The organism is Streptomyces sp. NPDC044921, from assembly GCF_056432865.1.
In genome coordinates, this window is record NZ_JBWKIF010000004.1 from 143,489 (window position 1) to 163,305 (window position 19,817).

Genomic DNA, 19,817 nt, shown 5'->3' on the forward strand with positions numbered 1-19,817 from the left:
CCCGTCCTACTCGGTGGCGGTCGGCCGCCGTGAGGCCCGCATCGCCTCGCTCACGCGCGCCAGCGGACGCAGCCGGTAGGTGTAGGCGTAGTCCCGGTCGGCGAACAGCTTGAACTCGTCGTGCGTGTGGGCGCCCCAGCTGTCGTCGCCGCCCACGCCCATCTGGCGGTGGTTGAGGCGCAGGACGACCGCGTCCCGGGGCGTCAGCTGGTAGTCGTGGCGGACCCCGGCCGACAGGTCCTCGGGCGTGAAGTGCGAGGCGTTGACCTCCAGCAGGGGCTCACCCGAGACGAGCAGTCCGCGCCCGGCGGCGTCGGTCAGGGCGGCCCAGCGGACGTCGGTCTTGTTGCCGTTCTCCTGGGGGCGCAGGTAGGGCGTCCACTGCTCGGCGACCTTCCCGGAGTACAGACCCACGTCGTTGGCGTTGTTGCGGTCCCACATGTTCTCCTCGGGGCCGCGGCCGTAGTAGTGCAGCCGGTCCAGGCGGCGCGGGAGGAACAGCAGGGTGCCGACCTCGGGGATGTACGGCAGGCCGGCCGCGCCCGGGTGCAGGGTGTTGTCGACCTTGATCTCGCCGTTGCCGAAGACCGTGTACGTGGTGCTGAACGTGGACGCCGTGCTGGTGGGCAGGGTGCCGGTGAAGGCGATCTCCACGGCCCGGTCGTCCAGCGGCCGGACGCGGACGTCCGCCACCGTCCGCTTCGCTCCGGCGTCGCGCCACGTCTGGTTGCGGGTGTGGTGGCCGTTGCCCCGGTCGTTGTCGGTGGGCGCCCGCCAGAAGTTCGGGACGGGGCCGGAGGTGATGAGCCGCTCGCCCCCCGCCTCGAAGGAGGTGAGGGTGCCGGTCGCCTTGTCGACGGTGACCGCGAAGCCCTTGCCCTTGACCGTGACGGTCTTCTCCCCGTCGGTGTGGCGCAGGGCGGGCACGCTGCGCAGGGGAGCGGGTCTCACGGCCGGGCCGCCCGCGTCGAGGGCGATCTGCTGCTTGGCCACCTCGAAGCCGGCCTTGGCCCAGGGGGTGGTCTCCCTGGTGGTGAAGGAGAGTTGCAGGAAGTACTCGGTGCCGGGCGCGGGCGTGGCCGGCAGCCGCACCGGCACCTCGATGTCCTTGCGGCTCGACGGTGCGACGTCCAGCTGCTCCCGGGTCAGCCGGCCGCGCTGGACCGCCTTGCCGTCGGCGATCAGCGACCACCGTCCGTCGAACTCGCGCAGGTGCGTGAAGAGGTACTCGTTGACGAGCGTGACGGCGCCGGGGCCGCCCTGGGCGCGGATGACGTTGATCGCCTGGTAGATCTGCTTGACCTCGGCGGACTTGCCGGTGAGGGCGCGGTCGGGCAGGACGATGCCGTCTCCGGCGAAGGCGCCGTCGTTGGGGTTGTCGCCCCAGTCGCCGCCGTAGGCGTAGAACGTCTTGTCGCGCGGGCGCCTCTCGGTGAGGCCGGCGGTGGCGGCGTCGAACCAGAAGCGCACGCCCTCGTCGTCGGGGCCGCGGGTGTCCGAGGCGAGCTCGGCGGCGCCGAGAGCGCGGGCGTAGACGCGGGCCCGGCGGACGGTACCGCTGAACTCCCGGGTGGGGTTGTCGACATCGGTGGCGAGCGAGAGCGGCGCCGTGTTGACGCCGGGGCGCCGGGTGGTGGTGCGGGTGCCGCGCACCCGGCCGTCGACGTGGAGGGTGAGCGTGCCCGCCTCGGCGTCGAAGACGCCCGCGACGTGGTGCTCCCTGCCGGTCCAGTCCTCGGGCAGGGCCCAGCTCGCGGTGACCCACTGGCCGCCGCCGTGGATGAAGAACTCCAGTGTCCTCTCGGTCTGTTTCAGGGCGTACTGGGTGTCGCCCTTGGCGAGGATGGGCTGGTGTCCGCCGGTGATGTGCGGGGTGACCCAGGCCTCCAGGGTGAGGGAGCCGGTGAGGTCGAGGCGGGGGTCGCGCGGGAAGACGGTGCCGCCGGAGACGCCCCTGTCGCGGTCGAAGGTGCCGGCCGGTGCCATGATCTCGCCACGCAGCGCGCCCGGACCCGACTCGGTCAGCAGTCTGCGCGCCGGAGTGGGCCAGCGCAGGGCCTGGTCGGCGAAGTCCCAGATCCAGCCGCCCTGGAGGACCTCGTAGCGGCGGACGACGTCCCAGTACTTCTTGAAGTTGCCGTTGGAGTTCCCCATGCCGTGCGAGTACTCGATCATCACGTAGGGGCGGGTGTCGTTCGGGTCCTTGGCGCGCTGCTCGACCCGTTGCGGGCTGTCGTACATCTCGGAGCGGATGTCACTGATGCCCGGGCGGTCGTCGCCCTCGTACTGGATGACCCGGCTGGGGTCGTAGGAGCGGATCCAGTCGTGCATGGCGTTGAAGGTGGTGCCGCCGCCCGCCTCGTTGCCGAGGGACCAGATGACCACCGAGGCGTGGTTCTTGTCGCGGTGGACCATGTTCTGCGCGCGCACCACGCACGCCTCGGTCCACTCGGGCCGGCCGCTGCCGGGGTACCTGTCGCGGATGCCGTGGGTTTCGAGGTTGGTCTCGTCGACGAGGTACAGGCCGTACTCGTCGGCGAGGTCGAGCCACAGCGGGTTGTTGGGGTAGTGCGAGGTGCGGACGCTGTTGATGTTGAGCCGCTTGATGATCGTGATGTCCTCGATCATCTGCGCCCGGGTCAGTGCCGAGCCGGTGACGGGGTGCATCTCGTGGCGGTTGGTGCCGCGGAAGGAGACCGGCTTGCCGTTGATGCGCATCAGGCCGTCCTTCAGCGCGAACTCGCGGAAGCCGACCCGGTGCGAGAGGGTCTCGACCACCTTGCCGGACGGATCGCGCAGCCGCAGCACGGCCGTGTAGAGGTCCGGGTGCTCGGCCGACCAGAGCCTGGGCGACGGCACGGCCCGGGACGCCGCGGCGGTGGCCTCGTCGCCGTCGGGGACCTCGACGGGCCGGCTCAGGGGCCGGGACCAGACGGCGTGACCGCGGGCGTCGTACAGCTGGGTCTCGACCGTGTAGCGGCCCCCGCCCTCGCCGCCGTAGTCGCGCACGTGCGCGGTGACCTTCAGCTCGGCGGAGGTGTAGCCGTCGCCGAGCGGGGTGTCCAGCTTGAAGTCGCGCAGGTGCACGTTCGGCGTGGAGTAGAGGTGGACCGAGCGGAAGATGCCGCTCAGCCGGATCATGTCCTGGTCCTCCAGCCACTCCGCGTCGGAGTAGCGGTACACCTCCACGGCGATCTGGTTGGTGCCCGGCTTGAGGTGGCGGGTGATGTCGTACTCGGCGGAGGTGTAGGAGTCCTCGTGGTAGCCCACCAGTTCGCCGTTGATCCACACGTAGTGGGCGGACTTGACGCCTTCGAAGTGCAGGAAGGTGCGCCGGCCGCGCCAGTCGCGGGGGACGGTGAAGGTGCGGCGGTACTGGCCGACGGGGTTGTAGCGCGTGGGGGCGGCCGGCGGCTGGGCGTTCTCGCCGCCGCCGTTGGGGCCCCACCAGGGGTAGGTGATGTTGACGTAGATCGGGAAGTCGTAGCCGTGCAGCTGCCAGGCGGAGGGCACGGGAATGGTGTCCCAGCCGGAGTCGTCGACGTCGGTGCGGTGGAAGTCGGGGTCGCGGTCGTCCGGGCGGTCGGCGTAGGCGAACTTCCAGGTGCCGTCCAGGCTCAGCCGGAACGGCGAGCGCTCGCGGTCACCGGCCAGGGCCTGGGTGAGGTTCGCGTAGGGCATGAGCGTGGTGTGCGGCGGCTCGGTGCCCACGCGGTACACCGACAGTCCGTCGTTCCACTCCGGCGGACCGTCCGCCGCCGGGCGCCGGCCGGCCGCGTGCGCCGCGAGCGGCGACGCGGACAGCGCCAGCGCGCCGAGCACGGCGGCTCCGCCCTCCAGCAGGCGGCGACGGCTGACGACCGGCCGCTCGGGGTGGGCGGGCCGGTCGGCGGGAGAGGGGTGCGGGTGCGGCATACCGTGGCCTTCCTCGGTTCGACAGGGTCGTGCTGCACGGACTGAGGCACGTCAGCTGGGACCTTCAACGGGGCGCCCGCGACGGGGGGTTCTGCGGGGACCCGGGCAACTGACGGTGACGGAGCAACTGCTGAGCAGGCACACCCTAGGACCCGAACACAATCGAAGCAATGACCGCGTCGGACTTTGTGCGGTCCTGGTGGTTCGCCTCCGCGGGCCCCCGACAGCTCAGCTCACCGGACCCGGTGGTTCAGCTCCCCAGGAACCTCAGCAGCTCACTCGTCAGCCGGGCGGGCGCGTCGAGCGGCACCAGGTGCCCGGCCTCCGGGACGCGTACCAGCCGGGCACCCGGGACGAGCCCGGCCAGCTCCTCCCCCTTGCCGGCGGGGATCCACGTGTCCTCGGCACCCCAGCAGACCGTCACCGGCAGGTCGAGCGTCGGGTACAGCGGCTGGATCTCGTCGGTGTGGCGCTGGTCGGCCTGCGCGATCTGACGGTAGAAGGCGGCCTGGCCCGTCTCTCCCGTCCACGGTTCGACCAGCGCGTCCAGCGTGGCGGGGCGCAGTCCGGGGTGGCTGGCCGACGAGACGTACTCCCGCACCAGGGCCCGGTGCAACGCCGGCGGCAGCTGCTCGAAGACGCGGCCGTGCTCGCCCACCAGCCGGAAGAAGGGTGTGCCCCAGGGCCTCAGGGCCACGGCGTCGACCAGGGCGAGCCGCCGGTAGCGGGCGCCGTGCAGCAGGTGGGCGCGCAGTGCCACACAGCCGCCGAAGTCGTGCGCGACGACGGACGGCTCGTCCAGGCCCCAGTGGGCGAGCAGCTCGGTGAGGACGCGGCCCTGGGCGGCCAGTGAGACGTCCTGGCCGGATCGCATCTCCGAGGCGCCGTAGCCCGCCATGTCCCACACGTGCACCAGGTGCCCGGCGGCGGCCAGCGCGGGAGCGATCTCGTGCCACACGTAGGAGGAGAAGGGCGTGCCGTGCAGCAGCACGACCGGTTCGCCGCCGGGGTCGCCGAACCGGTCCCAGCGGACGGTTCCCGACGCGGTGGCCACATGTCGGCGTAACGACCAGTCACTCAAGACGCTGCTCCTTCGCTCCGCACGGCGGGGGGTTTTGTCATTTCGGCGCGACAGTGCCGCTCCGACAACCGTACTGTGACCTCATCGGACGGCCTGGAACGGATCTCGGCGGTACCTCTTGCCGCGCCGGAAGGAGCGGCTCGCATGAGCGGCTACGCGACCTCGGACCCCGACGCCGTCACGGGCGCGCCCGGCGGACTGCTGGACCTGCTGAAGGTCGCCGCCGTGGTCCTGGACGCGTCCGGGCACATCGCCCTGTGGAGCCCCGAGATCGAACAGCTGCTCGGCTGGACCGCCGAGGAGGCCCTGCGGCAGCGCGCCGACACGCTGCTGGTCGCGCCCGCGGACCGGACCCGGGGCCGGGAGCTGTTCGCCCAGGTCGCCGCGGGCGAACGCTGGGCCGGTGTCTTCCCGCTGCGCCACCGCGACGGCACGGCACGCGCCGTGGAGTTCCGCACGATGCGCCTCCTCGACCCCGACGGCCAGCCCCACCTGCTCGGGCTCGCCACGGACGCGACGACCGTGCGGAAGGTGGAGCGGGACCTCGCCCTCTCGCACAGCCTCGTCAACCAGACCCCGATCGGCATCGCCGTCTTCGACAACGACCTGCGCTGGGTGGGGGTCAACCCCGCGCTGGAGCGGATCAACAACGTGCCCGAGGAGGCCCTGCTGGGGCGCCGGGTCGGCGAGGTGCTGCCCGGTCTGGACGTGGCGGCCATCGAGGCCCGGATGCGGCACGTGCTGCGGACCGGCCGCCCGCTGCTGGACCAGCAGACCGTCGGCCGCACGCCGGGGGCCACCCAGGACCGGGCGTACTCGGAGTCGTACCACCGCATCGAGGACATCGACGGGCGGGTCCTGGGTCTCGCCGTGGCCGTGCTGGACGTCACCGAGCGCCAGCAGGCCGCCGCCGAGGTCGCGCAGGCCCGCCAGCACCTGTCGGTGATCGCCGACGCGGGGGTGCGGATCGGGACCACTCTGGACCTGCGGCAGACCGCCCGGGAGCTGGCCGACGTGGTCGTGCCGCAGCTGGCGGACCTGGCCGCCGTGGACGTGCTCGAGTCCGTCGTCGCCCACGGCACGATCGTGCCCGTGACGGGCGGCGCGCCCGCCGAGTTCCGGGCCCTGGCCGTCGCGGCCGGCTACCCCACCGACGCCATCCACGCCGCCGACCCGGTGGGCGAGGTGGCCACCTACGGCTCGTCGCGGATCATCACGCGGTGCGTGCGCAACGCCCGCCCCGTTCTGGTGGAGCACGTGGACTCCCGGATGCTGCGTCGCCTCGCGCGGGACGCGCGGGCCGCCCAGGCCCTGCACGAGGCCGGTGCCCACTCCTACCTGGCGCTGCCGCTGCTGGCCCGGGGCAAGGTGCTCGGCACGCTCTCGCTGTACCGCACGGTCAACGAACGCCCCTTCGACTCACGGGACCAGCTGCTCGCCTCCGAACTCGCCGCCCGCGCCGCGATCTGCATCGACAACGCCCGCCTCTACGGACGCGAGCGCGGCACCGCGCTGACCCTCCAGCGCAGCCTGCTCCCGGCCGCGCCCGCCGCCCAGGAGGGGCTGGACATCGCCGCCCGCTACCGCCCGGCCCTCAGCGAGGTCGGCGGCGACTGGTACGACGTACTGCGGCTGGGACCGGGGCGCACGGGACTCGTCGTCGGGGACGTGATGGGCAAGGGCGTCCAGGCCGCGGCGATCATGGGGCAGCTGAGCACGGCGACCCGGGCGCTGGCCCGGCTCGACCTGCCGCCCGCGGAACTGCTGCGGCACCTCGACGACATCGCGGGCTCCCTCGGCGACGCGATCGCCACGTGCGTGTACGCCGTGTGCGACCTGGGGCGCGGCGTGTGCGAGCTGTCCAGCGCCGGTCACCTGCCGCCCGTGCTCGCCAGGGCGGACGGGAGCGCTCGCCTCGTCGACGTGCCCGGCGGTGTGCCGCTCGGGGTGGGCGGCGTGGAGTTCGGCACGGTCGAGGTGGAACTCGCCCCGGGCTCGCTGCTCGCGCTGTACACCGACGGGCTGGTGGAGACGCGGGGGGAGCCGATCGACACCGGCCTGGACACGCTGACCCGCCTGGTGGGGAACGCGGCGCCGAACCTGCAGCGGGCCGGCGACCACCTGCTCGGCGCGCTGCGTCCGGAGCCGGACGACGACGTGGCCCTGCTGCTGGTGCGCCGGCACGCCTGAGCGCGTGGGGGGCCACTCCGGCGGGCCGTGTTCGTCCAGGACTGTGCCGGACGCGCCCAGGGGAGGTCGATGCGGTCGGGGCCGCCATCCGTTCGGGCCGGATCCGTACGACGGCGACGCGACCGCCCCGAGTGGTGCCTCAGCGCAGCCGAGCGGCGAACACCTCGTGGGCCCGCTCGTCGAAGAGCACGAACCTGACCCGCTCGACCGCCGTGTCCGCCGCCCGGACCGTCTCGACGGCGATGCGGGCGCCGTCGTCCATGGGCCAGCCGTAGACGCCGGTGGAGACGGCCGGGAACGCGACCGTGCGGGCGCCGAGTCCGTCGGCGACGCGCAGCGACTCGCGGTAGCAGGAGGCGAGGAGGTGGGAACGGTCCTCGGTGGTGCTGTGGACGGGGCCGACGGTGTGGATGACCCAGCGGGCGTCCAGGTCCCCGGCGGTGGTGGCGACCGCCTGGCCGGTGGGCAGGCCCTTGACGTAGCGGGAAGCGCGCAGCTCGCGGCAGGCCTCCAGGATCGCCGGGCCGCCGCGCCGGTGGATCGCGCCGTCGACCCCTCCCCCGCCCAGCAGCGAGGAGTTGGCCGCGTTGACGATCGCGTCGACGCTCTCGCGCGTGATGTCGCCCCGGACCGCTTCGATGGTGGTCATGTCTGCCTCAGTCGCTTCCAGACGGCCTTCGCCGCGTTGTGTCCCGACATGCCGTGCACGCCCGGGCCCGGCGGGGTCGCCGAGGAGCAGATGAAGACCGCCGGGTGGGGCGTGTGGTACGGGAACAGGGTGAGCTTCGGGCGCAGCAGGAGCTGGAGGCCGGAGGCGGCACCGGTGGCGATGTCGCCGCCGACGTAGTTGGGGTTACGGGCGGCGAGTTCGGGCGGGCCGGCCGTGGCGCGGGCCAGGACGCGGTCGCGGAACCCGGGGGCGAAGCGCTCCAGTTGGCGTTCGACGGCGTCGGTGAGGTCGCCCGTCCAGCCGTGCGGGACGTGCCCGTAGGCCCAGAAGACGTGCTTGCCCTCGGGAGCGCGGGTCGGGTCGACCACGCTCGGCTGGGTCGTGATGAGGAACGGCCGGTCGGGGGCCCTGCCCTCACGGGCGGCCGCGCGCAGGGCCGCACCGATCTCCGCGCTGTCCGCACCGACCTGCACGGTGCCGGCGACGCGGGCCTCCTTCGCGGTCCACGGCACGGGCCCGTCCAGCGCGTAGTCGATCTTGAACACGCCCGGTCCGTAGCGGTAGCCGGCGTAGTGGCTGCCGAATCCGGCGATGCGGGCCAGGGCCGTGGGCGAGGTGTCGAAGACGTAGGCCCGGGCGGGCGGCAGGTCGTCGAGGCGCTTGACCTCGTAGTCGGTGTGGACGCTGCCGCCGAGGTCGCGCAGGTGGGCGGCGAGGGCGTCGGAGAGCGCCTGGGAGCCACCGCGGGCGAGCGGCCAGCCGCGGGCGTGTGCCGCGAGCGCGAAGACCAGGCCGACGGCGCCGGTGGCGAGCCCGCCGAGCGGTGCCATGACATGGGCGACGAGCCCGGCGAACAGCGCCCTGGCCGGTTCGTCGCGGAAGCGGCGCATCAGCAGGGTCGACGGGGGCAGGCCGGCGAGCCCGAAGCGGGCGAGCGTGACCGGGTCGCGCGGCAGCGCCGTGAGCGGCAGGGACATGAAGTCCCGGGCGAGCGTGTCCCACTTGGGCAGGAAGGGCTCGACCAGCCGCCGGTAGGCCCCGGCGTCGCGCGGGCCGAAGGAGGCGGCGGTCTCGCCGACGGACCGGGACAGCACGGCCGCCGAGCCGTCGGGGAAGGGGTGGGCCATGGGCAGCTCGGCATGGAGCCACTGCAAGCCGTACCGCTCCAGCGGCAGGGCGCGGAACGCCGGGGAGTTGACGGCGAGGGGGTGGGCCGCGGCGCACGGGTCGTGCCGGAAGCCGGGCAGGGTGAGCTCCTCGGTGCGGGCACCGCCGCCCACGGTGCCCCTGGCCTCGAAGACGGCGACGGAGAAGCCGCGCCGGGCCAGCTCCACGGCCGCGGTCAGTCCGTTCGGACCCGCACCCACTACGACCGCATCGAGCATCGACGGCACCTTCGGACCCCTTCGTCAGCCGACGGCCACTGGGGATCAGGATATGCCCGGGAACGGACCGTCACCGGCCGCGGGGGACATCCGCAGCGGGCGACCGGTTCGCGACGGTGGCCGCCCGCCCGTGCGCGCAGGGTCGTCGCCGGTGCGCACCGCGCGACGGCTCCGCCGTCACGCGCCGCCCGCCAGCAGCCCCGCGATCCGGCGGGCCGTGGCCGCGTCCCGGGCCGCGGTGAACGGCAGGGCGTTGCCGCCCGTGATCCGGAACGGCTCGCCGGTCAGGGTCAGATGGGCGCCGCCCGCCTCCTCGACGAGGAGCAGACCGGCCGCGTGGTCCCACGCCGCCTCCCAGGAGAAGGCCGTGGCGTCCGACTCGCCGCGGGCGATGGCGAGGTACTCCAGGCCGGCCGACCCGCACGCGCGCGGTGCCACGCCCTCGGTGCGCAGGGCGAGCAGGGCGTGCTTCTGCTCGTCCGTCGTGTAGTCCGGGTGGGAGGTGGCCACGCGGAGGTCCCGTCCCGGCTCGGGAACGCCGGCGAACAGCCGCTCGCCGTCCAGGTAGGCGCCCTTGCCCCGCTGGGCGGTGGCGAGCCGGTCGCGGGCGGGGGCGTAGGTCCAGGAGGCGAGGAGGGTGCCGCCGAGGGCCAGCGCGACGAGGGTGCAGAACCCGGCCTCGCCGTGTACGAACTGCCGCGTGCCGTCGACCGGGTCGACGATCCAGACCGGGGCGTCGCCGCGTATCGCCTCGTAGGTGGACGGGTTGGCGTGGACCGCCTCCTCGCCCACCACGACCGAGCCGGGCAGCAGGGCGACCAGTTCCTCGGTCAGGTACAGCTCGGCCTTGCGGTCGGCGTCGGTCACCAGGTCGTGCGGGCCGGCCTTCTGGTCGATCTCGTGCGCGGCGAGCCGGCGCCAGCGCGGCAGGATCTCCGCGGCGGCCGCCTTGCGGATCGTCTCTTCGACGTCGGAGGCGTGCCGGCCGAGAAACTCTTCGATGGTTTCGTTGCTGTCGATCACCCTTCCATCACAACACGCGCCGCTGACAATCCCCACCCGCCGGGTGCACCCCGGGTGGCATCGCGGTGAACTCCGGCGTGCTCGGGGGCGCGGTCACCGGCCGACGGCGTACCCCTGCATGCCGCGCGGGTTCGCCGCCGCCGACAGCACGCCCGTCTCCGGGTCCCGGGCGACCGCGCAGAGCCGGCCCTCCGACCAGGGGGCGCCGACGGTCACCTCGTGGCCGCGTCGCCGCAGCTCCGCCACGACGGCCGGGTCGGTGCGGCCTTCCACCGTCACGCTGCCCGGGCGCATGCCGCGCGGGTAGAAGGAGCCGGGGAAGCTGTCGTTGTGCCAGTTCGGGGCGTCGATCGCGCCTTGCAGGTCGGGCCCGCCGCGGGCCTGGGGGCGCAGCGCGAGAGCCAGGAGGAAGTGCAGCTGCCACTGGTCCTGCTGGTCGCCGCCGGGCGTGCCGAACGCCACGGCGGGCACGCCCTCGCGCAGCGCGATCGACGGGGAGAGCGTGGTGCGGGGACGGCGACCGGGGGTGAGAGTGGCGGGCAGGCCCTCCTCCAGCCAGGTCATCTGCAGCCGGGTGCCGAGCGGGAAGCCGAGTTCGGGCACGACGGGGTTGGACTGGAGCCAGCCGCCGCTGGGCGTGGCCGAGACCATGGTGCCCCAGCGGTCGACGACGTCCAGGTGGCAGGTGTCGCCCCGGGTGCTGCCGTCGGGGAGGATCTCCGGTTCGCCGGGCACGGGCGAGGCCGGGAGCTTCGCGACCGTGGGTTCGCCGGTGCCGAGCGCGTCGAAGCCTTCCTGGGCGGCGGCCGCCACGCGCGCGTGCGCGCTCAGACGCGGGGTGCGTCCGCCGGGGCTGCCGGGCCGCAGGTCGTGCTCGGCCCGCTCGCCGACGAGGGCCCGGCGGGCGGTGTTGTACCCGGTGGACAGCAGGTCGTCGAGCGGTACGCCGGCGGCGTCGCCGTACCAGGCCTCCCGGTCGGCCATGGCGAGCTTGCAGCCCTCGACCAGGAGGTGGACGTAGTCGGCCGAGCCGTACGGGGGCAGCTCGGGCGGGAGCAGGGCGAGCTGCTGCAGCAGGACCGGGCCCTGGCTCCAGGGGCCGGGCTTGCACACGGTCCAGCCGTTCCAGTCGTACGTCGCCGGTGTCTCCCAGGTCGCGGACCAGGCGGCGAGGTCGTCGGCGGCGAGGGTGCCGGTGTGGTGGGTGCCGCTGGTGTCGAGGGTGGGGCGGGCGGCCTGCCGGACCAGGGCCTCGGCGATGAACCCGGTGCGCCACACCCGCCGCGCCGCGTCGATCCGCGCCTCCCGGTCACCGGCTCCGGCGGTCTCCGCGAGCAGGCGCTTCCAGGTGGCCGCGAGCGCGGGGTTGCGGAACAGCTCGCCGGGGCGCGGTGCCTTGCCGCCGGGCAGGTAGACCTCCGCCGAGGAGGTCCACTCGGTCTCGAAGAGCTCCCGTACGGTCTCGACGGTCTGGCCGACGCGCTCCACGGGCGGGTGGCCGTGCTCGGCGTACCCGATGGCGTACTTCAGGACGTCGTCGAGGGGCTTGGTGCCGTGGTCGCGCAGCAGCAGCATCCAGGCGTCGAAGGCGCCGGGCACGGCGGCGGCGAGCGGCCCGGTACCGGGGACGAGGTCCAGGCCGAGGCCGCGGTAGTGGCCGACGGTCGCCCCGGCCGGTGCGACGCCCTGCCCGCACACCACCCGCACGTCGCCGCCGGGCGGCGCGAACAGGATCGGCACCTCGCCGGCCGGGCCGTTGAGGTGGGGTTCGACCACGTGCAGCACGAAGCCGCCCGCGACGGCCGCGTCGCAGGCGTTGCCCCCGTCCTCCAGCACGGCCATCGCCGCCTGGGAGGCCAGCCAGTGGGTGGAGGAGACCATGCCGAAGGTGCCCTGCAGGGTCGGGCGGGTGGTGAACATACGGCTCCTCACCTATCGGTTGTCGGCGTTGGTGACCGGGCTTTCGCCTGCCCGGGATTCTCTCCCGGCAGTCTCGACGGCCGGGATGACACCGGGCGGCACGAGCTCCTCCACGTACGCCCGCAGGTCCTTGGCCTCTTCCTCGTCGGTGAGGTCGAACAGGGGACTGGTCGGCCATACCGGCCGCCCCTCGACGAAGGCCACGGCCCACGGGTCCCCGGCGGCCCGGTGCAGACGGGCGGTGCCCCACGGCGGCAGGTGGAGAGCGCCCGGTTCGACGTACAGCAGCGCGGCCGGCCGGTCGGCGCCGGGTTCGAACAGCAGCAGCATGGGCGGCTCGGACACCGGTTCCTCGCCGTCGGGCAGGACCAGGTAGTCGAAGGTTCCCGCCGGTGACGAGCGGGCGGCGCGCAGCACCCGGCGCAGCGTCCGGCCGGCGGCGACGGCGCACCAGACCGCACGGCCGAGGGCCAGCGACGCGGCGGTGGCGCTCACCCACAGTCCGCGGGTGAGACCGGGGTCCCCGGGGATCCTCGCGGCGGACGGAGCGCCGGGTGCGTACTCGATGCGCACGGTGGCGCCCTCGGCCGGAACGGGACCGGCGACGGCGATGTCGGTGACGACGCTGCGGCCGTTCGCGGTCGTGAAGCCGATCTCGGCCGTGGCCGGCAGCAGCCATGGCTCCGACGGCAGTCCTCTGTGGACCAGCTGGACCCGCGCGGTCGCGGCCACGGGCGCGTCCGTGGCGAGCCGGGCCGTGGTCAGCCACCACTCCCCCGACAACCCGCCGATCACGGCCAGGGCGATCAGCGCGCCCCAGGAGATGCCCGATCTCGCCGCCACGCGGCGCAGGGCCGGTGAGCGCCACCACGGCCCGGCGCCCGGGCCGGGCTCGGCGGGTCGCCGCTTCCCGCCGTGGCCGGAGGCCGTGCGCGCGAGGAGCAGGGCGCTGACCGCGGCGAGGTGGTCCCGCGCCAGTACGTCGTCGGGCCGGGCCCGGGGCGTGGCGCGGGCTGCCGGGCGGCCGGCGTCACCGGCGGGCGGAAGGGCGCTAAGACCCGCGAGGGCGTTCGCTCGCCGTGCGCGGCGGGTGCGGTAGACGATTCCGGCCGACGCGATGCCCGCACCGAGGAAGGTGGCCAGGCCCAGGGCCACCGGGGTGAGGTCCCGGTCGAACGCCTCGCCCCGCAGGGGCCACGGCAGCGCGCTGATGTCCAGCCTGTCACCGCGGGCGGCTCCCTCGCAGTCGACCTCCGCCGTCCGGCGGGCACCGTCCCAGGGGTCGGCCCAGGTGACCGCGCAGCCGTACTCGGTCACGCGGGTCACCTCCGCCTCGACGGGCCGGCCGAAGCCGTACGCGAGCGCCACCGCGCACAGACCCGTCACGCCCACCGTGCCGGCGGCCCAGCTCCACCAGGGCACGACCAGCGTCCGGGACGTGGTGCCGGACGGACCGTCACCGGTTCGCAGATGGGTGCGCAGCCGTCGCAGACGGCGGGCGTACCCCGCGGTCGCCGCCAGGGTGCCGGCCAGTCCCCCCGCTCCCGTGACGGCGACGCCGACAGCCGTCATGAACGGCGAGTCCTCCAGATCGGCCGCCTCCCCGCGGACCGGCCACGGCCGGGCGCTGACGCGCAGGGTGTCCCCCGGCTTCTGCTGCGCGTAGCAGTCCACGCTCGCGTGCCGGTCGTGACTCCCGTCCCACGGATCCTGCCACGTCACCCGGCACGAGTCGCCGCGTACTCCGGTCACCCGTGCGGTGACTTCCCGGCCGAGCGCGAAGGTGTGTGCCCCGAAGATTCCCAGGGCGAGCGCGCAGCTCAGCAGGACGGCGGCAACCCGGGGGACCCGTACCCGCCGCAGGAGGGGAACGCGCAAGGCGTCTTCCTGCGCGTGCCGGGGGCTTCCCTCGCTGACGGGGGCGGTGAGCGCCGTGCTCACGGTCCCGGCGGCGGGCCGGGGCACGGTGAACCCCAGGACGCGGCCGGTCCCCGGGAGTTCGTAGAGGACGGTGCTGCACGGGCCGAACGACAGCCGGGTGGTACCCCATCGGTGCGAGGGGACGACGTCTGCGATCCTGCCGCCGGGGGCGACCGTGAGCACGGCGGAGTCCGACACGAAGCGGACCGGCAGGCCGGCGTCGGCCGCCAGCCACAGGTCGCCCCGCACGCGACGGTTCCCGGCGCCCCGTCCGTCGGCCTCCGGCCAGGAGACCTCCGCGGGGACTCCGACCGCCCTGCCCGCGGCACGGGCACGCTCGGCGGATCCGTCACGCCAGTTGCCCCACAGGGCGGCGAGGGCGGCGGTGACGAAACCGCACGCCATGAAGAAGAGGAAGGCCACGGGACTGCTTTCACTGCGTGGGTGACGAGAAGGCGCGGGCCCTGCGGCGGAACGGCGCCGCGAAGATCACGAGAGCCGGTGCGGTCTCAGGTCACCATGGACGAACAGCTGCACGTAACCGCACGAGCAGCCCATCAGCCCGGGGGACGACGCGTTCGCCCGGTCCAGGTCGAACAGTCCCCCCGGGTGCTGTTGAGCGGGCCCGCCGGCGTGGTGCCGCCCCACTATGGCGTGGCGGCGGATGCCGGGACACTGCCGGGGTCCGGCAGTCTTGACGATCTCTTCGGTTCCGGTGTGCCGATGCCGGGCGACTGGCCGCAGACCGGCCACATGCCGCTCAACCGGCCCGAACCACCCGCGTGCGCACTGCGGCACCGTCACCGCGCGGCCACGCTGCGAGTTCGTACTTCCGCCCTACAGGGACTCGTGTGAAACTGTCGTCCCGTCCGCCGTGCGGACCCGTTCCGCACCGTCCGTTCCCCCACGAGAAGGGCGCCGTGCGTTCCCTACCCCTCCCCCTGGCCCTGACCGCACGCCTGTCGCCGGTGGCCGTGCTCGCCGCGGCGGGCTGGGCGCTGTCGGCCGGCCCGCTCGCCGCGCCGACGGCCGCCGAGCACAGGCCGGTTGAGGAGAAGACCGAGACCCAGTCCGCCTCCGCTCCCTCGACGTCCACGGCGCCCAAGACGTACGCGGCGGCACCGGCCCCCTGCGAGAGCATCGCCGAGAAGACCGTCGAGTCGCTGGTCCCGGGCGCCAGGACCGCCGGCAAGGAGATCCCCTCCACGGACTCGACACTGCGCCGGACCTGTTCGTGGAACGCCCTCAAGGGGTACGACTACCGCTGGCTCGACGTGTCCTACGAGGTGATGGCGTCGGACGAGGCCGCCGAGAAGTCGTACCGGGAGCAGCTGGAGCGCAGGAGCGGCGGCGGGGCCGTCCCCGGTCTGGGGGACGGCGCGTACTCCGTCGTGAACCTCACCACCGAGGACGGGCAGCAGACCCGGGAGGGCGTGGTGGTCGCCCGGGCGTCCAACGCGCTGGTGACGATCACCTACAACGGCAGCGACTTCGAGTCGAAGAAGGCGCCCGGCACGGACACCATCAACAAGGGCGCCATCAGGGCGGCGAAGGAGGCGGTGGCCGCGCTGGAGAGCGAGAAGGGCTGAGCGCTCCCCGGCGCGGCGGTCACCCGGCTCAGCGGGTCGCGCGGCCGCGCGGCGCCATCAGCAGCAGGTACAGCGCCATCGACGTGCCCAGGCCCACCGCCCAGCCGTAGTCGGCCAGACCGGCGAGGGCGGGGAGGGGACGGCCGTCGATCAGCGGCTCGAAGCTCGCGCCGCCGACGGCGAGGACACCACCGGCCGCGAAGGCGACGACGGCCCGCCAGTTCCAGCCGCCTTCGTACCAGTAGCGGCCGCCCGTGCGGTACAGGTCGGCCAGGTCGAGCCGGGAACGGCGCAGGATCCAGTAGTCGGCGATGAGGATGCCGGCGACGGTGCCGAGCAGGCCGCCGACCAGGCCGAGCCAGGTGAAGATGTAGCCCTGCGGGTCGGAGTACAGCTTCCACGGGAAGATCAGCACGCCGAGGACGCAGGTCGCGAGGGCCCCGGCGCGGAAACTGACGCGGCGCGGCGCGATGTTGGAGAAGTCGAACGCCGGTGAGACGAGGTTGGCGGCGACGTTGACGGACAGGGTCGCCACCAGGACGGTGACCAGCGCGAAGAGCAGGCCCACGGTGTTGTCGGTCTTGGCCGCGAGCTGCACCGGGTCCCAGATGGCCTCGCCGTAGACGGCCTGGGAGCCGGAGGTGACCATCACCGACAGGAACGCGAAGAGCGTCATGGTGGTGGGCAGGCCGAGGGCCTGGCCCCAGGTCTGGGCCTTCTGGCTCCTGCCGTAGCGGGTGAAGTCGGGGATGTTGAGCGACAGCGTGGACCAGAAGCCGATCATGCCCATGAGGGCGGGGGCGAACAGCGTCCAGAAGTCGGCGCCCCAGCCGAGCTTGGAGGGCTGGTCCAGCAGCGGTCCGAAGCCGCCCGCCTTGTCGCTCATCCACCACAGCATCACGAACGCGCCGATGAGCACGAAGGGCGCCGCCCAGTTCTCGAAGCGGCGGATCGTCTCCATGCCCCGGTAGATGATGACGACCTGCAGCGCCCAGAAGAGCGCGAACGACAGCCACATGGTCCAGGCGTGGCCGCCGACCTTCGCGGCGTCCGTCCAGCCGCCGCCGATGAGCTTCCCGGCCAGGAAGTAGATGGCCTCGCCGCCGATCCAGGTCTGGATGCCGAACCAGCCGCAGGCCACCAGCGCCCGTACCACGGCGGGCAGGTTGGCGCCGCGGATGCCGAAGGAGGCCCGCGCGAAGACGGGGAAGGGTATGCCGTACTTCGGCCCGGCGTGCCCGGTGAGGAGCATGGGTATCAGCACGATGACGTTGGCGAGGGCGATGGTGAACACCGCCTGCTTCCAGTCCATGCCGACGGCGATGAGCCCGGAGGCCAGGGTCCAGGAGGCCGTGTTGTGGGCCATGCCGACCCACAGTGCGGAGAAGTTGTACGTGGTCCAGGTGCGTTGGGCGACGGGGACCGGCAGCAGGTCCTCGTTGGCGTAGGGACCGCTCGGCACCGGGGCGCCGGGGGCGATCTCCACCCGGCCGTCGGCGAGGGTGACTTGGGTGCTCGGGGGTGTGGCCGTGGGAGCGGTATCGGTCATGGGCCGGGCCAATCAGGGAGGTGGGACGGGAAAGGCCGTGCGGGTGATGCCGATGGGGGGTGCGCCCGGGGCGTCCTGCGCCCCCTTCCCGGGCCGGGGGAAGGGGGAGTGCGTGGGGAAGGGCCGCTGTGCGGGAGGGTCAGCCGTTGACCGCCGGGATCACCCGGGAGCCGTAGGCGTCGATCACGGCCTCCTGCGCGTCGTGCATGTCGTAGACGGCGAACTGGTCCACGCCGAGGGCGCGCAGTGCGTTCAGCTTCTCGACGTGCCGCTCGACCGGGCCGATCAGGCAGAACCGGTCGACGATCTCGTCGGGCACGAACCGGGTGTCCGGGTTTCCGGCGCGGCCGTGGTGGGAGTAGTCGTAGCCCTCGCGGGCCTTGATGTAGGCGGTGAGTTCGCCGGGTACGGCGGCCGAGTGCTCGCCGTACTTGGCGACCAGGTCGGCCACGTGGTTGCCGACCATGCCGCCGAACCAGCGGCACTGCTCGCGCGCGTGGGCGAGCGCCTCGGGCGAGTCGTCCTCGGTGACGTAGGCGGGGGCGGCCACGCAGACGGTCACCTCCGCCGGGTCGCGTCCGGCGGCGACGGCCGCGTCCTTCACGGCCTTGACCATGTACTCGGTCAGGTACGGGTCGGCCAGCTGGAGGATGAAGCCGTCCGCCTCCTCGCCGGTCATCTTCAGGGCCTTGGGGCCGTACGCGGCCATCCACACGGGCAGTTCGGCGCCCGGCCTGATCCACGGGAACCTGACGACGCTGCCGCCGCCGAGGTCGGCCTCCCGGCCGCTGCCGAGGGCCCGGATGACCCGCATGGCGTCGCTGATCCGGGCCAGGGTGTTGGGTTTGCGGCCGGCCACGCGCATCGCGGAGTCGCCGCGGCCGATGCCGCAGACCGTGCGGTTGCCGAACATGTCGTTGAGGGTGGCGAAGGTGGAGGCGGTGACCTCCCAGGTGCGGGTGCCCGGGTTGGTCACCATCGGCCCGACCTTCAGCTTCGTGGTGTTCGCCAGGATCTGGCTGTAGATCACGAACGGCTCCTGCCACAGCACGGCGGAGTCGAAGGTCCAGCCGTGGGTGAAGCCGTTGCGTTCCGCGCGCTTCATCAGGCTGATCACCCGCGAGGCCGGCGGGTCGGTCTGCAGGACGAGTCCGAAGTCCATGCCCACCACTCCTAGTCGAGGTACTGACAGGTGGAACGCGGGGTGAAGACGCCGTGTCCGGCGTGTCCGGTGTACTCCCGCTCGGTGACGACCGGTACGCCGCGAGAGAGCACCGTCTCCACGCGGCCGGTGACCCGCCGGCCCTCGTACGCCGAGTAGTCCACGTTCATGTGGTGGGTCTCGGCCGAGATGACCTGCTCGGCGTGCGGGTCGTAGATCACGACGTCGGCGTCGGCGCCCGGCGCGATCGTCCCCTTCTTGGGGTAGAGGCCGAACATGCGGGCCGGGGTGGCGCAGGCGATCTCGATCCAGCGGCGGCGGGAGATGTGCCCGTCGACGACGGCCTGGTGGAGCAGGTCCATCCGGTTCTCCACGCCCGGCAGGCCGTTGGGGATCTTGGAGAAGTCGCCGCGGCCGAGCTCCTTCTGGCCCGTGAAGCAGAAGGGGCAGTGGTCGGTGGAGACCACTTGGAGGTCGTTCGTGCGCAGGCCCTGCCAGAGCTTGGCCTGGTGCTCGCGGGGCCGCAGCGGCGTGCTGCACACGTACTTGGCGCCCTCGAAATCGGGCTCGGCGAGGTTGTCGGTGGACAGGAACAGGTACTGGGGACAGGTCTCGCCGAAGACGGGCAGTCCCTCGTCGCGGGCGCGGGCCAGTTCGGCGACGGCCTCCATCGCCGAGACGTGCACGACGTAGAGGGGTGCGCCGGCGACCTGGGCGAGCCGGATGGCGCGGTGGGTGGCCTCGGCCTCCAGCAGGGCCTTGCGGACCTCGCCGTGGTAGCGCGGGTCGGTCTCGCCGCGGGCCAGGGCCTGTTCGACCAGGACGTCGATGGCGATGCCGTTCTCGGCGTGCATCATGATCAGGCCGCCGTTGTCGGCGGAGCGCTGCATGGCGCGCAGGATCTGGCCGTCGTCGCTGTAGAAGACACCCGGGTAGGCCATGAACTGCTTGAAGGAGGTGACGCCCTCCTCGACCAGCAGGTCCATCTCCTTGAGGGTGTCCTCGTTGACGTCGGAGACGATCATGTGGAAGCCGTAGTCGATGGCGCAGTTGCCCTCGGCCTTGGCGTGCCAGGCGTCGAGGCCCTCGCGCAGGGCGTGGCCGACGCTCTGCACGGCGAAGTCGATGATCGTCGTGGTGCCGCCCCAGGCGGCGGCGCGGGTGCCGGTCTCGAAGGTGTCGGAGGCGAAGGTGCCGCCGAAGGGGAGCTCCATGTGGGTGTGGGCGTCGACGCCGCCGGGGATGACGTACTTCCCGGTGGCGTCGATCGCGCGGTCGGCGGTGAGGACTCCGGGCGCGGCCAGGGCGGCGATCCGGCCGTCTTCGATCAGGACGTCGGCGTGGACTTCGTCGGAAGCTGTGATGACTAGACCGCCGTGGATCAGTGTTCGGGTCATCGGGCGCTCCTCACTG

Annotated in this window: 12 protein-coding genes; 2 read left to right on the forward strand and 10 right to left on the reverse strand. The window is 73.3% G+C overall.

Going from position 1 to position 19,817, the window contains the following annotated elements:
- Positions 1-6: 6 nt before the first annotated feature.
- Both AC07DA_RS08035 and AC07DA_RS08040 read right to left on the reverse strand, forming a co-directional pair.
- Positions 7-3,915, reverse strand: a complete 3,909-nt coding sequence (locus tag AC07DA_RS08035) for a glycoside hydrolase family 2 TIM barrel-domain containing protein (RefSeq protein WP_479125641.1) — start codon at positions 3,913-3,915, stop codon at positions 7-9.
- Positions 3,916-4,165: 250 nt separating this feature from the next.
- Positions 4,166-4,996, reverse strand: coding sequence for an alpha/beta fold hydrolase (locus AC07DA_RS08040; RefSeq protein ID WP_479125643.1), 831 nt, complete (start codon positions 4,994-4,996; stop codon positions 4,166-4,168).
- A gap of 144 nt (positions 4,997-5,140) precedes the next feature.
- On the opposite strand from AC07DA_RS08040, the gene AC07DA_RS08045 reads away from it, so the two are divergent.
- A complete protein-coding gene (locus AC07DA_RS08045; protein ID WP_479125645.1) occupies positions 5,141-7,186 on the forward strand; it encodes a SpoIIE family protein phosphatase in 2,046 nt (681 codons plus the stop codon).
- A 139-nt stretch (positions 7,187-7,325) separates the two neighbouring features.
- On the opposite strand, the gene AC07DA_RS08050 is transcribed toward AC07DA_RS08045, so the two are convergent.
- From AC07DA_RS08050 to AC07DA_RS08070, 5 genes are all read right to left on the reverse strand, one after another.
- Positions 7,326-7,835: an O-acetyl-ADP-ribose deacetylase gene (locus AC07DA_RS08050; protein WP_479125646.1), complete on the reverse strand. Its 510-nt coding sequence runs from the start codon at positions 7,833-7,835 to the stop codon at positions 7,326-7,328.
- Entirely contained in the window at positions 7,832-9,241 is a 1,410-nt protein-coding gene (locus tag AC07DA_RS08055) for a phytoene desaturase family protein (protein WP_479125647.1), read from the reverse strand. The genes AC07DA_RS08050 and AC07DA_RS08055 overlap by 4 nt, the downstream gene beginning before the upstream one ends.
- A 177-nt stretch (positions 9,242-9,418) precedes the next feature.
- The gene (locus tag AC07DA_RS08060) at positions 9,419-10,264 is read right to left on the reverse strand and encodes an inositol monophosphatase family protein (protein WP_479125649.1); all 846 of its coding nucleotides are present in this window, start codon (positions 10,262-10,264) and stop codon (positions 9,419-9,421) included.
- A 93-nt stretch (positions 10,265-10,357) separates the two neighbouring features.
- Positions 10,358-12,184, reverse strand: a complete 1,827-nt coding sequence (locus tag AC07DA_RS08065; RefSeq protein ID WP_479125651.1) for a gamma-glutamyltransferase family protein — start codon at positions 12,182-12,184, stop codon at positions 10,358-10,360.
- A 12-nt stretch (positions 12,185-12,196) separates the two neighbouring features.
- On the reverse strand, positions 12,197-14,527 hold the full coding sequence (locus tag AC07DA_RS08070) for a hypothetical protein (protein WP_479125653.1): 2,331 nt from the start codon (positions 14,525-14,527) through the stop codon (positions 12,197-12,199).
- A gap of 497 nt (positions 14,528-15,024) precedes the next feature.
- Between AC07DA_RS08070 and AC07DA_RS08075 the strand changes: the two genes are divergently transcribed.
- Positions 15,025-15,693, forward strand: coding sequence for a hypothetical protein (locus AC07DA_RS08075; protein ID WP_479125654.1), 669 nt, complete (start codon positions 15,025-15,027; stop codon positions 15,691-15,693).
- A gap of 28 nt (positions 15,694-15,721) precedes the next feature.
- Here the strand turns inward: AC07DA_RS08075 and AC07DA_RS08080 are convergent, their stop codons facing one another.
- From AC07DA_RS08080 to hydA, 3 genes are all read right to left on the reverse strand, one after another.
- Positions 15,722-17,242 carry an NCS1 family nucleobase:cation symporter-1 gene (locus AC07DA_RS08080; protein ID WP_479125656.1) on the reverse strand — a complete coding sequence of 507 codons (1,521 nt, stop codon included), beginning with the start codon at positions 17,240-17,242 and terminating at the stop codon, positions 15,722-15,724.
- A gap of 139 nt (positions 17,243-17,381) precedes the next feature.
- Positions 17,382-18,404, reverse strand: coding sequence for a TIGR03842 family LLM class F420-dependent oxidoreductase (locus tag AC07DA_RS08085; protein WP_479125657.1), 1,023 nt, complete (start codon positions 18,402-18,404; stop codon positions 17,382-17,384).
- An 11-nt stretch (positions 18,405-18,415) separates the two neighbouring features.
- Complete coding sequence (hydA, locus tag AC07DA_RS08090; protein WP_479125658.1) at positions 18,416-19,801, reverse strand: dihydropyrimidinase; 1,386 nt, start codon at positions 19,799-19,801, stop codon at positions 18,416-18,418.
- Between the last annotated feature and the right edge of the window lie 16 nt (positions 19,802-19,817).